The sequence below is a fragment of the Catellatospora sp. NPDC049111 genome (assembly GCF_040648615.1).
Taxonomy (GTDB): Bacteria; Actinomycetota; Actinomycetes; order Mycobacteriales; family Micromonosporaceae; genus Catellatospora; species Catellatospora aurea.
In genome coordinates this window covers 178,639-191,719 of sequence record NZ_JBEZEB010000012.1, presented here as the reverse complement: position 1 = coordinate 191,719, position 13,081 = coordinate 178,639, and the positions used below count along the sequence as shown (strand labels likewise).

The 13,081-nt window shown below is 72.4% G+C and carries 11 protein-coding genes and 2 pseudogenes; 4 read left to right on the top strand and 9 right to left on the bottom strand.

Annotated features, from left to right (window positions below):
- Positions 1–77: 77 nt before the first annotated feature.
- The 4 genes and pseudogenes from AB0B66_RS19600 to AB0B66_RS19585 all read right to left on the bottom strand — a co-directional run.
- Positions 78–791, bottom strand: a pseudogene (locus tag AB0B66_RS19600) (redox-sensing transcriptional repressor Rex); the annotation flags it as partial.
- A gap of 395 nt (positions 792–1,186) precedes the next feature.
- Positions 1,187–1,843, bottom strand: coding sequence for an HAD hydrolase-like protein (locus AB0B66_RS19595; RefSeq protein WP_360531309.1), 657 nt, complete (start codon positions 1,841–1,843; stop codon positions 1,187–1,189).
- Positions 1,844–1,899: 56 nt separating this feature from the next.
- Positions 1,900–2,124, bottom strand: a complete 225-nt coding sequence (locus AB0B66_RS19590) for a glutaredoxin family protein (RefSeq protein WP_360531306.1) — start codon at positions 2,122–2,124, stop codon at positions 1,900–1,902.
- Positions 2,125–2,155: 31 nt separating this feature from the next.
- On the bottom strand, positions 2,156–3,664 hold the full coding sequence (locus AB0B66_RS19585; protein WP_360531303.1) for an AMP-binding protein: 1,509 nt from the start codon (positions 3,662–3,664) through the stop codon (positions 2,156–2,158).
- 437 nt (positions 3,665–4,101) lie between these two features.
- Here AB0B66_RS19585 and AB0B66_RS19580 point away from each other — a divergent pair, with 437 nt between their 5' ends.
- The 4 genes and pseudogenes from AB0B66_RS19580 to AB0B66_RS19565 all read left to right on the top strand — a co-directional run bounded on the left by AB0B66_RS19580 (position 4,102) and on the right by AB0B66_RS19565 (position 8,433).
- Complete coding sequence (locus tag AB0B66_RS19580) at positions 4,102–5,016, top strand: ECF subfamily RNA polymerase sigma factor, BldN family (RefSeq protein ID WP_360531300.1); 915 nt, start codon at positions 4,102–4,104, stop codon at positions 5,014–5,016.
- Between the two features lie 133 nt (positions 5,017–5,149).
- A pseudogene (locus AB0B66_RS19575) lies at positions 5,150–5,998 on the top strand (DUF5667 domain-containing protein); the annotation flags it as partial.
- A 432-nt stretch (positions 5,999–6,430) separates the two neighbouring features.
- Entirely contained in the window at positions 6,431–7,240 is an 810-nt protein-coding gene (locus tag AB0B66_RS19570) for an HAD-IB family hydrolase (protein ID WP_360531425.1), read from the top strand.
- A complete protein-coding gene (locus AB0B66_RS19565) occupies positions 7,237–8,433 on the top strand; it encodes a hypothetical protein (RefSeq protein WP_360531297.1) in 1,197 nt (398 codons plus the stop codon). Before AB0B66_RS19570 ends, AB0B66_RS19565 begins: the two co-directional genes overlap by 4 nt.
- 2 nt (positions 8,434–8,435) lie before the next feature.
- Here AB0B66_RS19565 and AB0B66_RS19560 read toward each other — a convergent pair whose 3' ends face one another.
- The 5 genes from AB0B66_RS19560 to AB0B66_RS19540 all read right to left on the bottom strand — a co-directional run bounded on the left by AB0B66_RS19560 (position 8,436) and on the right by AB0B66_RS19540 (position 13,077).
- Positions 8,436–9,296, bottom strand: coding sequence for a lysophospholipid acyltransferase family protein (locus AB0B66_RS19560; RefSeq protein ID WP_360531294.1), 861 nt, complete (start codon positions 9,294–9,296; stop codon positions 8,436–8,438).
- On the bottom strand, positions 9,293–10,381 hold the full coding sequence (locus tag AB0B66_RS19555) for an NAD-dependent epimerase/dehydratase family protein (RefSeq protein ID WP_360531291.1): 1,089 nt from the start codon (positions 10,379–10,381) through the stop codon (positions 9,293–9,295). The genes AB0B66_RS19560 and AB0B66_RS19555 overlap by 4 nt, the downstream gene beginning before the upstream one ends.
- Positions 10,382–10,551: 170 nt before the next feature.
- On the bottom strand, positions 10,552–10,653 hold the full coding sequence (locus AB0B66_RS19550) for an AURKAIP1/COX24 domain-containing protein (protein WP_007465623.1): 102 nt from the start codon (positions 10,651–10,653) through the stop codon (positions 10,552–10,554).
- Between the two features lie 100 nt (positions 10,654–10,753).
- The gene (locus AB0B66_RS19545) at positions 10,754–10,963 is read right to left on the bottom strand and encodes a helix-turn-helix domain-containing protein (RefSeq protein ID WP_120321539.1); all 210 of its coding nucleotides are present in this window, start codon (positions 10,961–10,963) and stop codon (positions 10,754–10,756) included.
- A gap of 158 nt (positions 10,964–11,121) precedes the next feature.
- Complete coding sequence (locus tag AB0B66_RS19540) at positions 11,122–13,077, bottom strand: hypothetical protein (RefSeq protein WP_360531288.1); 1,956 nt, start codon at positions 13,075–13,077, stop codon at positions 11,122–11,124.
- Positions 13,078–13,081 lie beyond the last annotated feature (4 nt).

The window sequence follows — 13,081 nt, the reverse complement described above, 5'->3', positions numbered from 1 at the left end:
CCGTTGAGTGCCGCCGGGGCGGCAGACGCTGCCTGGTCTCCGGCCAGGGCGACCGCCTTGGCCAGTTCGGCCCCGCGGGCCGACTTGCGGTGCTCGTGGAACGAGAGGATCTGCAGCTCCACGGCGAGGTCCACCTTGCGGACGTCGACCTGCTCCGGGAGGTTGAGCACCACCGGGGCGAAGTTCAGGATGCTGGTGACCCCGGCCGCGACCAGCTGATCGGCGACGGCCTGGGCCGCCCCGGCGGGGGTGGCCAGCACGGCGATGGAGATCGCCTCCGACTTGACCACCTCGGGGATGTCGCTGATGTGCCGCACGGCGAGCCCGTTGATCAGCTCGCCGACGCGGGTCAGGTCGGCGTCGAACAGCGCAGCGATGCGGAAGCCGCGGCTGGCGAACCCGGCGTAGCCGGCCAGCGCGTGACCGAGGTTGCCGACGCCGACGAGGGCGACGGCACGGCGCTTGTTCAGGCCGAGGATGTACTCGATCTGGCCGACCAGGGGCTCGATGTCGTAGCCGACGCCGCGGGTGCCGTACGAACCGAGGTGGGAGAGGTCCTTGCGGAGTTTGGCCGAGTTGACGCCGGCAGCGGTGGCCAGGCCCTCACTGGAGACGGTGTCGTGCCCGGTCTCGGCGAGGTGATGCAGAGCACGCAGGTACTCGGGCAGGCGGGCCACCGTGGCCTCGGGCAGGTCCGGGAAATCCGGTTGGCTGCCGAGCGCCGCCGAAGGCGTGACCGCGCCGACACGGCCGGTGATACCGGCTTCGTGACCGGTGCGCTGCTGACTCATGAGACTCCGTGCCGAACAAGGCTTAGACCCCAGATCACATGGCCGTACGGCTCTGTGCTAGCGGGGAACGTCGAGGTAACAGACTAAGCGCTTGTGAACAGGTGCACAAATCGCGATCTTGAAAGCGCGCCCATCCGGGATCGCGAATCGGCCAGAATGCCCCCGCGGCATGTGTGCCCCCACTCTGGCCCGACGCCGCTCCGCCCGTCACGGAGAGTCGCCGAAAAGGCGGTTCGCGACGGACGTCCGGATGGGCGCTGCTCCGCGATTATGTCGCAACAGCGACAATCACTCCCAAAACACGCCCGCCTGATTCGCCTCAAACACACGCAAAAGGAGCTAACCACCCAAAGCGGTTCCCAGTGACTTCGGGTGCCGTCATCCAGAGACGAACGTCACGCCGCGAGCGCGACCGCCTCCAGCAGGCTGTCCGCGACCGGCACTCCATACGTGCGCAGTTTGGCCGGGTCGGTGAAGCCGCCGGTGTAGAGCACGCAACGCGCGCCCACGGACGCCGCCGCGTCGGCGTCGTCGATCGAGTCGCCGATCAGCACCACGTCAGCGCCCTCCAGTCGCAACTCGGCCAGGTGCCGCTTCAGGTGGCCGGCCTTGTGCGCCTGCTCCCCGCCCAGCCGCTCGGGCAGCCCGTCCACCCGGATGAAGTGCGACGTCAGCTCGTACCGGGTGACCGTCGGGACCAGCTCGTCGTGGAACCACATGGACAGCAGCGACTGCGTTCCGGTCCAGCCCCGCAGCGCGTCCCGGGCTCCGGCTGACAGGGCCAGCTCGGCCAGGCCGGTGCGGTAGGCGTTGTGGAAGATCTGGTCCAGCTGGACGAATTCCGCCTCGGTGACCGTGCGGCCCAGCACCGAGCCGTAGTACTCGCTGATAGGGCGGCGGAAGTCGCGGCGGTGCTCGTCTGCGGTGACCTTGACTGACAGGCCGGGCGCGGCCGCCTCGAACGCCACGTTGGTGGAGTTCACGACCAGGTGCAGGTCGTCGACGAGGGTGCCGTTCCAGTCCCAGACAAGGTGCTTCGCGCCGCGCTTCATCGCGCCAGATTACTCGTGTGAGCGCTGCTCAGGGCACCCCGCCCCGGCCGCGGAGATCAGGCCGCGAGGTCGCGGCGCAGCCGCTGCTCCTCCACCCGCCAGTAGCCGTGCTCCCGGCCGTCCAGCATGATCACCGGGATCCGGTCGCCGTACTCGGCCTCCAGCTCGCGGTCGCCCGAGATGTCGACCTCCTCGAACGGCTCGCCGATGCGCTCCAGCACCGCCACCGCGTCCTCACACAGGTGGCAGCCGGGCCGGGTGTACAGGGTCAGTCGGGTCACGGCGTCATTCTCGCGGACCGGGCTCCGCGTATCACAGCAGGCCCTTGCGCACCTTGCCGATGACCGAGTAGGGCAGGGCCTCCGCGAACTCGATCTCGCTCGGGCACTTGAACCTGGCCAGGTTGCGTGCGCAGTGCGCGGCCAGCTCCGCTGCGGTGACCTCGCCCCGCTGGGCGGGCACCACCACCGCGCGGACCTGCTGCCCGGTCATCGGGTGCGGCGCGCCCAGGACGGCCGCCTGGGCCACGCCCGGGTGCGCCAGCAGCACCTGCTCCACCTCGGCCGGGTACACGTTGAAGCCGCTGACCAGGATCAGCTCGCCGAGCCGGTCGACCAGGAACAGGTCCCCGTCGCCGTCGGCGTACGCCACGTCGCGGGTGGGCCACCAGCCGTCGGCGTCCGGGCCGCCCCGGCCGTCGGGCCAGTACCCGGCGAACAGGTTCTCCCCCCGGGCCACCACCTCGCCGGGATCGGTGCCCGGCGAGTCGGGCACGTCGAGGTCCAGGTCGTCCTCCTCGGCCGCGCCGAGCGGCTCCCCGCCCCGCCACACGTCCTCCCCGGCCCGGTTCACCAGGCGCAGCTCGACCCCGGGCAGCGGCCGGCCGATGGAGCCCGGCTTTGCCGACGGGGCCGCGACGGTGGAGGCCAGCACCGGTGCGGTCTCGGTCAGCCCGTAGCCGATCTGCACGGTGTGCCCGGTGAGCGCGGTGAAGCGCGCCGCAGCGGCAGGCTCCAGCGCTGCCGCGCCGCACACCGCCAGCCGCACCGAGCGCAGCCGCTCGCCGATGTCCGGCACCGCGCTCCAGGCCAGGAACATCGGCGGCACGCCGACCAGCACGCTCACCCCGTGCTCGGCGATCAGCGCGGCGGAGGCGGCCGGGTCGAAGTCGGCGAGCAGCACGCCCGCCGCGCCGTGGAACAGCACCGAGCCGAGGCCGGTGTTGAGCCCGTACGCATGGAACAGCGGCAGCGCCAGCAGCACCGTGTCGTCCGGGCCGACCAGCGGCGGCTCCACGGCGGCCAGCTGCCGGTGGTTGGCCAGCAGCGCCGTGTGCGGCAGCATCGCACCCTTGGGCGCGCCCTCCGTGCCCGAGGTGTAGAGCAGCAGTGCCAGGTCGTCGCCGGGGCCCTCAGCGGGCAGGGCGGCGTCGGCCACCGGCACCGTGGTCAGCGGGTGCGCCACCGCACCCTCCACCCCGACCAGCAGCTCCTGCGGTGCGACCAGCACCTGTGCGCCGCTGTCCGCCAGCACGTGGCGCAGCTCGCGCGGGGTGAACCCGGGGTTGCAGGGCACCGCCACCAGGCCGGCACGCAGCACGGCCAACAGGGTCACGGCGAAGTCGAGGCCGTTGGGCAGGGCGATCGCGACACGCGCGGGATGCCCGGCCGAGGCAGCAAGTGCCAGCGCCGCCAGGCCGCACGCGGCGGCGTCGACCCGCGCGTCCCAATCCGCCCAGGTCAGGCTCTCCTCGCCCGCGCGCAGCGCGATGCGGTCCGGGGTCGCGGCGGCGTGCTGGCGCAGCAGTGTGGCGAGGTTCACGGAGGCTGAGTTTTCCACAGCGCGGCCCGCGCGCCCACCCCTCGCGTTCACCGTCCTGACACGACGTCGCCACGGACGTGACATCGGCATCACCCACCCGGGTGAGCGGGTCCGAAACTTTCGGTCAGTACACGGACCAGCGCACAACGTGTGCGACGACACCTACGGGTGCCGGTGCAACATTTCGGTCCGGCGTGTAACTGACTCCACACCGCGGGGTGAGTTGGGGCCTTTATAGTCCTCAGGGTCGGCTCACCCTTTTTGCCATGAGACGACACCCCTCAGCCAGAGGAGGCCTTTGTGCCGTTTATCGCACCGAACGAGTACCTCATGGGTGTTCAGCGGCTTATGGTGGAGATTGCCCGGTATGCCGGAGGTCGTACGCGCCCTCCGCAGCACCGGGACGGATCGGTCTGGGGGCACGCGGAGGTGGCGGGATGAGTTCTGTGTTGTTCGGCGATGATGTGGTCACCAGCGAGGTGGCGGCGGCCCGCCGGGCCCTGGTCGACGGCCTGACGCTGCTCCGTACTTCGCTCAACGACATGCTGGCCACAGCGGTACGTGGCGACGGCGGCACGCAGCGGATCCGCACCCGGCAGAGCAACGACGCCGCGGTCCGCCACCAGCCACCGGGCACCAAACCCGTGGGCGGGCGGGTCAACGGGCGCAGCGCCCCCACCCAGGCCGGCGGCTCCACCGTCGAGAGCGGCGAGACCCAGGTCCTGCCGTCCGTCGAGGAGGGCGGCTCCGGCGGCACCGGCTATCCGGACCGGCCCGATCCCAGCGACGCCGCACACGAGGTGTGGACGCTGGTCGAGCGGGCGCAGCAGGGCGACGCCGAGGCGTTCGGGCTCATCTACGACCGGTACGTCGACACGGTGTTCCGGTTCATCTACTTCCGGGTCGGCAACCGCCCGCTGGCCGAGGACCTGACCTCGGACACCTTCCTGCGCGCGCTCAAGCGCATCAGCAGCTTCACCTGGCAGGGCCGCGACCTGGGCGCGTGGCTGGTCACCATCGCCCGCAACCTGGTCGCCGACCACTTCAAGTCCGGCCGGTACCGGCTGGAGGTCACCACCGGCGACGTGCTGGACGCCGACCGCGAGGACCGCGGCCCCGAGGGCAGCCCCGAGACGGCCGTGGTGGACCACATCACCAACGTGGCGCTGCTGACGGCGGTCAAGCAGCTCAACCCCGAGCAGCAGGAGTGCATCGTGCTGCGGTTCCTCCAGGGCTTCTCGGTGGCGGAGACCGCGCAGGCGATGGGCAAGAACGAGGGCGCGATCAAGGCCCTGCAGTACCGCGCCGTGCGCGCGCTCGCCCGCCTGCTGCCCGAGGGGTTCCAACCGTGAACGTGACTCACCTCACTCCGGGTGCCCCGTCACCCTCGACGGCCGTAACTGATCGTGCCCTGGCCCCGTTTGACCGGGTGCGAGCGGCATTCTCAGCGTTCGCCGTAACCATCACCGCGATCAGCGAAGGGGGGTGCCCGCGGTGAACAACATTTCCCTGTTCGATCGTGGGCGTGCCGAGCGCTTCGCCCAGTTGCTCGACGAGGCCAACGGCGGCCGCCGTCACCACACCCGGTCCCGCCTCGACGGCCAGCTCACAGAGCTGGTCACCGTCGGACAGCAGCTGCGCACCGTGGCCCTGCCCGGCGCGCCCGAGGCCAACTTCAAACGGGATCTGCGCGCTCAGCTGATCGCCACCGCGGAACGCGAGGGCATCGGCGTGACCGCCCGGACCGACGTCGAGGACCAGCGCGCGGCGGCGCCCTGGACCGCTCGCACACCCGGCCGGGCGCGCGCCCGCGGGGCGATCGTCATCGGCATCGCCGCCGGCACGCTGGCACTGTCCGGCGTATCGGTGGCCAGCGGTGAGGCGATCCCCGGCGACGCCCTCTACGGCGTCAAGCGGCAGACCGAGAAGGCGCAGCTCGCGCTGGCCGGCTCGGACCTGTCCCGCGGCCGGCTCTACCTTGAGTTCGCCCGCACCCGCCTGTCGGAGGCGCACGCCGTGCGCACCGACGCCACCGGGTTCGGGGCCGCGCTCACCGACATGGACAGCGACACCACGCAGGGCATCCGGATGCTGATCACGTCCGCCATGGCGCGACGTGACACCTCCGCCCTGGACGCGGTCGACCGCTTCGTCGCCGACCAGCGCATGCTCGTCGGGCAGCTGCTCGACAGCGGCACCGACCGGGAGAAGGTCACCGGCTCGCTGTCCCTGCTGGACCGGATCGAGAAGCGCTCCGCCGCCGCCCGCACGGCGCTGGCCTGCGGCGCGGGTTCCAACGGCAGCGACAAGCTCGGTTCCGTGCCCGGCGCGTGCGCCAACGCGGTCACCCAGCCCTCGCGGCCGGAACAGCAGCAGCAGCAACAACCGGCGGAGACCAAGGAGAACGCCAAGCCGGGCAGCAACGGCACCACCCCCGCTGCCCCGCAGGCGTCGGCCAGCCCGAACGTCTCGGCGTCACCCGCGGCTCCCGACGGCGAGACCGAGCAGGCGCAGGACGACGGCCTGCTCGACGAGCTGGGACGGATCCTCGGCGGCCTGCTGGGCTAGCCCGACAGAGGAAACACGGGGGCGCGGTGCCGGTAACGGCGTCGCGCCCCTACTGTGTGCGGCGGCCTGCGGCGCATACGCTCTAGCGGTCGCGCGCACCGCGATCCGCAGAAGGAGGGCCCGATGGCACGTCGTCGCAGTCCGGCGCAGCCGACCGCCACCACGGCCGGGCCGCTGATACCACCGGCCATCGTGCCGATGCCCCTGACCGAGCCGGCCGCACCGGTCGCCGACCGCACCGGGGCCGCGTTCTTCGACGTCGACAACACGATGATGCAGGGCGCCTCGCTGTACTACTTCGCCCGCGGCCTGGCGTCCCGGCGCTACTTCACCACCATCGACCTGGCCAGGTTCGCCATCAGCCAGGCGAAGTTCCGGCTGCTGGCCGCCGAGCACTCCGGCGACATCGCGCAGGCCCGCGAGGCGGCGCTTGCCTTCATCGAGGGCTGGCAGGTCGACGACGTGCAGCGGCTCAGCGAAGAGATCTTCGACGAGCTGATGGCCGACCGGATCTGGTCCGGCACCCGCGCGCTCGCCGACCAGCACCTGGCCGCCGGTCAGCGGGTCTGGCTGGTCACCGCGGCCCCCGTCGAGCTGGGCCGGGTCATCGCGGCGCGGCTCGGCCTCACCGGCGCGCTGGGCACGGTCGCAGAGATCCGCGACGGGGCGTACACCGGCCGCCTGGTCGGCGAGATGATGCACGGCCCCGCCAAGGCGCACGCCATCGAGGCGCTGGCCGCCGCCGAAGGGCTCGACCTGACCCGGTGCACCGCGTACAGCGACTCGATCAACGACGTGCCGATGCTGACCAGCGTCGGACGCGCGGTCGCCGTCAACCCCGACAGCGCGCTGCGCCGGATGGCCCGTACCCAGGGCTGGGACATCCGGGACTTCCGATCCGGGCGCAAGGCCGCCAAGGTCGCCGTGCCTGTCGCACTCGGCGCAGGCGTGCTGGCCGGCGCGGTCGCGGGCGGCGTGGTGCTGAGCCGCCGCCGGAAGAAGACGTGACGCTGCCCGGACGGCGCACCACCCCACCGCCGGCCGATGACCCGACGACACCCGCCCGCCGCGGCACCTCGCCCGCGGCGGACCCGGAGCCGCCCGGACCGCACCGGCACACCGCCACCCTGCCGGTGCCCCGTGCCGTCGCGCTGCTGCTCGCCCTGGGCGCGGCGGGCTTCATGCTCGCGCTGAGCCCGCGGCAGCCCGCCCCGCCCCGTTCGGCCGAACCGGCGCTCGCGGAGGCGTATCCGGGTGCCGTCGCCCAGGACACCCCCGGCACGCTGGCCGACGGGTCGGCGTACACCCCGGTCTACTTCCTCAGCGCGACCGGGTCCGTCGGCACAGCGCTGTCGCCCGGCGGCGACGACGTGCGGCTGTTGCTGCGTGACCGGGGCGTCGAGCGCGAGCTGCGCCGCATGCCCCAGGACAGTGCCGCCGAGTTCGCCGGGTTCACCAGCGACGGCACGATCGTGGCCTGGGTGGAGCTGAGCAGCGACGCCGACGGCGCGGGCCGCAGCGGCGTCTGGACGGCCCGGCTCGACGGCGGCGCGCCGCACCTGGTCACCGAGGACACCGGCCTGGTGATGCTCTTCGACAAGCAGGGTGACCTGGTCCTGCACGACGGGCAGCTGAGCTGGATGGCCGACGTCGGCAAGCCGGGCGTCTCCGCGATCTACACGGTGCCCGTGGCCGGTGGCAGGCCCGTCGTGCGGGAGCTGACCGGCGGGTACGCCATCAGCGCCTGGCCGTGGCTGGTCAGCGAGCCGGTCGCCGACGCGGGCTCGATCGAGCTGACCAACCCGCAGACGTCCGAACGTGTCCTGGTCGGCGTACAGAGCGGCGAGCTGATGAGCTGCTCGGCGGCCTGGTGCCGGTCACTGATCATCGGCAGCACCGAGGCCTCCACCGTCATCGAGCTGCTACGCCCCGACGGCTCCGAACGCGTGCGCACGGTGACCGGCGCGGTCTCCTCGGCCATCGCCGACGTGGCCGTCCTGGACCGCTTCGAGGTGTACACCCGCTCGGCTCAAGGCCTCACCACCACCCGGGTGATGCTCTACGACCTCAAGACCCGCACCCTGTCCCTGGTCACCGCCAACGCCGGCCGGATCGCCTCGCGCGGCGGCGTTCTCTGGTGGTCCACCGGCGACAACGAAACCCTCACCTGGCACGCCATAGACCTGCGCGAGCTCCCCTGACCTCAGGGGGCGAAGGGGTCGGGGCGCAGTTCGAGGGTTTCGTGGAGCATCGTCTGGATGGTCTCGCGGACCTGGTCGGCGAGGTTGAAGACGACCGCGGGATCGTCGGCGGCGTCGGCGTACGGCGTGGTGTCGATGGGCTCGCCGAAGCGGATCAGCCACTTGCTCGGCAGCGGGATCAGGCCCAGCGGCCCCAGCCACGGGAACGTCGGGGTGACCGGGAAGTACGGCGCGCCGATCAGGCGGGCCAGCGGCTTGATGTTGCCGAGCAGCGGGTAGATCTCCTCCGCCCCGACGATGGCCACCGGCACGATGGGCTTGCCGGTGCGCAGCGCCGCCGACACGAAGCCCCCACGCCCGAAGCGCTGCAGCTTGTACCGGTCGACGAAGCGCTTGCCGACGCCCTTGAACCCCTCCGGGAACACGCCGACCAGCTCCTCGGCCAGCAGCAGCCGCTCCACGTCCGGGTTGCACGCCAGGGTGGCCCCTGACTTACGGGCCAGCTCGGAGACGAACGGCATGCGGAACACGAAGTCGGCCCCGAGCAGCCGCAGGTGGCGGTGGGCCGGGTGCTCGTCGTGGCAGGCCACCGACAGCATCACCGCGTCCAGCGCGACGGTGCCCGAGTGGTTGCCGACGACCAGCGCACCGCCCTCGCCGGGCAGGTTCTTGACGTCGATCACCTCGGTGCGGAACCAGCGGTGGTAGAGCTGCCGCAGCACCGGCTGGAAGACCTGCTCGGTCAGCTCGGGATCGAACCCGAACTCGTCGATCTGATACTGCCCGGACAGCCGGCGGCGCACGAACGCCAGGCTCGCGGCGACGCGCTCGTCGAACTCGTCGTCGTACTCAGGGACGTTCACCGGCCGGCCCTCCGCTGCTTCTCCCGCACCGACCTGATCATGTCGAGCAGCCGCTGCTCGGTCGCGGCCACCCGGGCGGGGGTGATGACCGCGCCGGGCTCCTGCGCTCGTACGAAGTCGTCGAAGGCGTCGGCGGTCGAGCGGGGTGTGAAGCCATACTCCCGCACGAGTTTCGCGGTGTCGACCACGCGGCCGTGCACGAACAGGTCAACCTGGTCCAGGCTCAGCCCGGCCACCCCGCGGCCGAACGAGGCGGCGGCGTGCATGGCGGGCTCCAGCACCGGCAGCGCGACGCGCCCGGACCGGCGCACCGCCTGGGACAGGGTCAGCGTGCCCGGACCAGCCACGTTGAAGGTGCCCTGGTGGTCCTCCAGCACCGAGCGGCGCAAAATCTCCAGCGCGTCGTCGACGTGGATGAACTGCAGGCGCGGGTCCCGCCCGAGCACCGTCGGCACGGCCGGGCGGGCCAGGAACTTCAGCAGCGCCGTGTCGGCCTGCGGGCCGATGAACGGGGCGAAGCGCAGCACGGTGGTGGTGACGTCGGGCCGCCGGCGGCGGAAGCCGCGCACGTACGACTCGATGTCGAGGATGTCGCGCCCGTAGCCGCCGCGCGGGGCGTCCCGGGGTTCGGTGTCCTCGGTGAACACGGCCGGGTCGCGGAACGAGACGCCGTACGCCGCCGTCGAGGAGCGCAGCACGAGCCGGCGCAGCGACGGCATCTGCTGGCAGGCGGCCAGCAGTTGGAGCGTGCCGATGACGTTCTGGTCCTTCATCGCGGCCCGCCCGCCGGCGTCCGGGTCGGGCGAGGAGACCACGGCGAGGTGCACGAGCGCCTCGGCACCGAGCTTGACCAGCGAGGATGCGCCGCCGGTCAGGTCGACCCGGCGCACCGCGACGTCGCTGAGCAGCGGCGCGAGCTCGGCGGGCGGATCCACCCGGTCCACGCCGACGACCTTGCGGACCCGGGGGTCCGCGGCGATCCGGGCGGCGATGGTCGCACCGAGGAACCGGCTGACGCCGGTGACGATGACGACCCGGGGAGCGCGTGCGCGATCGGCGGCGGAGCCGTTGGCGACCGCGGTCATACGCGCCTCCCCGGGGCGGCGAAGAATGAAGAGGAGCACCGCGAACCCCGCGAGCCGTTCGGCCCGCCACAGGGTTTCGCGGGACCACGCCCAGGCCTGAGCCCGTCGTTACGCATCCGCCAGTGGTACGCGGGCGGATCGGACGGTCAGCTCAGCGCCGGGCGCGAGCCTCACTTGCCGAGACGGCGACGCTGGACGCGGGTCTTGCGCAGCAGCTTGCGGTGCTTCTTCTTCGCCATACGCTTGCGGCGCTTCTTGACCACGGAGCCCATACGGCATCCCCTCGAAGTTGACGGTGGTGGAACCCGTTCAGGGTAGCCGAGCAGCCGCGAGCCCGCTGCCAGGGGGCACCGTCAGGGTGAGCCGCGATACCTACTGCTCCGAGAAAGCGCCCCGCAGGTACTCCTGAACCGCCTGCTCAGGGACCCGGAACGAGCGCCCCACCCGGACGGCGGACAACTCCCCCGAGTGAACCAGGCGGTAGACCGTCATCTTCGACACCCGCATCAGGGTCGCCACCTCGGCGACGGTGAGGAATCTGACCTCCGCCAGCCGTGCGTCCTGTCGTGTCGATCCGATCATGAGCAGGCCCACCTCCTCCGGTACAGGCCGCGCCGCGGGGCGGCGGGTCGCGGTCGCGGTAGAGGTCGCGAACGCAAATTCCTGTGTATTGAGTACGGTACCGGGACGGTTGTTACCGATGCGAGCCTTTCCCCAAGATCGGGCTGATCAGGGCATGATCAGCGCACGCTGTCCCGGACGAAGGCGGCGCAGTCGCGCTCCAGGGCGGCCCACTCCACGCCCAGCGTCTCCCGCGCCGCCACGGGCACCGTCACGCCGTCGTGGACCACCCGGTGGAAGAACTCGACCAGCCGGGCCTCGCCGAACCGCTCGGCCATGTGCCGCACGGCCAGCGCGCTCACGCCGTACCGGGCGGAGACGATCCAGCCCTTGGTGCCCTTGGGCGGGTCCTTGAACTCGATGTCGCCGTTCCAGCCGTCCGCGACGAACTGCCGGATGGCGGGCATCCGCAGGTAGTCGCGCACCCGGGCCCCGTCCATCAGGGCGTACTCGGCCAGGCCCTCGTGCAGCCACCACATGGTGTCGCTGTCCTTGAACGGGCCGGCCAGCGACGCCGCGTGGGTCAGCTCGTGGCGCAGCACCCCGCCCAGCACCTCCGGCGTGATGTTGTCGTCGTAGAGCATCAGCTCCCAGCGCTCCACGCTCACCCGCAGCGCCACCCCGGACACGGTGTCCCCGGGATTCCAGGTGAACCAGCGCCGCCACTCCTGCGGCCCCGCGTAGTAGACGACGTACCGCGACGGCGTGGCGCCCGTACGGGCGAACCGGTCGGCGACCTTTGCCGCCTTCTCCGCCTCGGCCAGCAGCTCGGGCAGCTTGCCCGCGAAGTCCGGCGTGGTCGCGACGACGGTGCGCTCCCCCGCGTCGGCGACCAGCTCCGCGACCTGCCACGGGTGCGGTGACGGCTGGGTGGCGACCGGCTGCCACTCGAACAGCCAGGCCCGCCCGTCCCGGATCCGCCACCGGGTCTGCGCCTTCGCGCCGGCCTTCGCGCAGGTCGGCGTCACGAAGCAGGGAGTGCCGCGCAGCTCGGTCGACCACTGCTCGCCGCCGTCGGCGGACACCGGGGTCGGGTTGCTCGGCTCGTCGGTCCACCCCGCGACCCGCATCGCGCGCAGCGACCGGAACTGCGTACGCATGCCGTCCAACACCTGCGGCGCGGCCGGATCGACCACGGACAGATAGGCCGCCTCGTCACCGGCCAGCAGCGCCCGGTGCTGCTCGGTCAGCGCCGTCCCGATCCGGTCCTTGATCCACGCCTGGCGGGCGGCGAACGGGGCGTTCGCTCCCGGGCTCGGCGCGCCGGTCGGTTCCGGGCCGGAGATCCGTTCCTTCAGCCACGGGAACGCCAGCACCGCCAGCCCGCCCGCGACCAGGCACACCACCACCAGCACCACGACGACGAACGCCAGCACGCGCCCCCAGCGCCGCCGGGGCCGCGGCGGCGGCCACCCCGCAGGATGACCGCCCGGCATTCCGGACGCGGGAAACTGCGGATACCCGGCAGGAACGCCCGACACCGGGTATCCGGGCACACCGGACACCGGCGGCACCGGGTGCGTGCCGCCCGGCGCACCGGCGCTCGGGTAGCCGCCCGGCGCACCGGACGCGGGGTAGCCGGCGGGCATCGCCGAAGCCGGGTGGGCGGCGGGGACCGCCGAAGCCGGATGGCCGCCGTGTGCGGCCGAAGCCGGGTATCCGGGAACCGTGGTGGGCGCCTGAGCTGCCGGTGCCGGGTAGCTGGCCGGCGGCATCGGCGCGGGCGGCGGCACGAAGGTCGCGTCCGCCGCCGCCTGCTGGGCGTATCCGGCGTGCGGCAGCGTAGGCGGGTCTGCCGGAGGCCCCGCGAACCCGGCCAGGGCCGCGGTCGGCGGCTCCACCGGGGACGGCGCATACCCGGCCAGCGGCGCGGTCGGCTGCTCGTCGTCGGGCGGCGCGGCGGAGTGCGCGGCCGCGATCACCGCGGCCGGGGTGGGGTCCTCATCGTCGAGCGGCAGAAGGTCGGGAGCGGTCCGCGCCCAGGGGTCGACGGCCCCCGTGCCGGTCTCGTCGGGCGAGCGTCGATCGGCGGGCGGGGGCCAACCGGCGGAAGGGGTCTCGTCCTCGGGGGGCACGGAC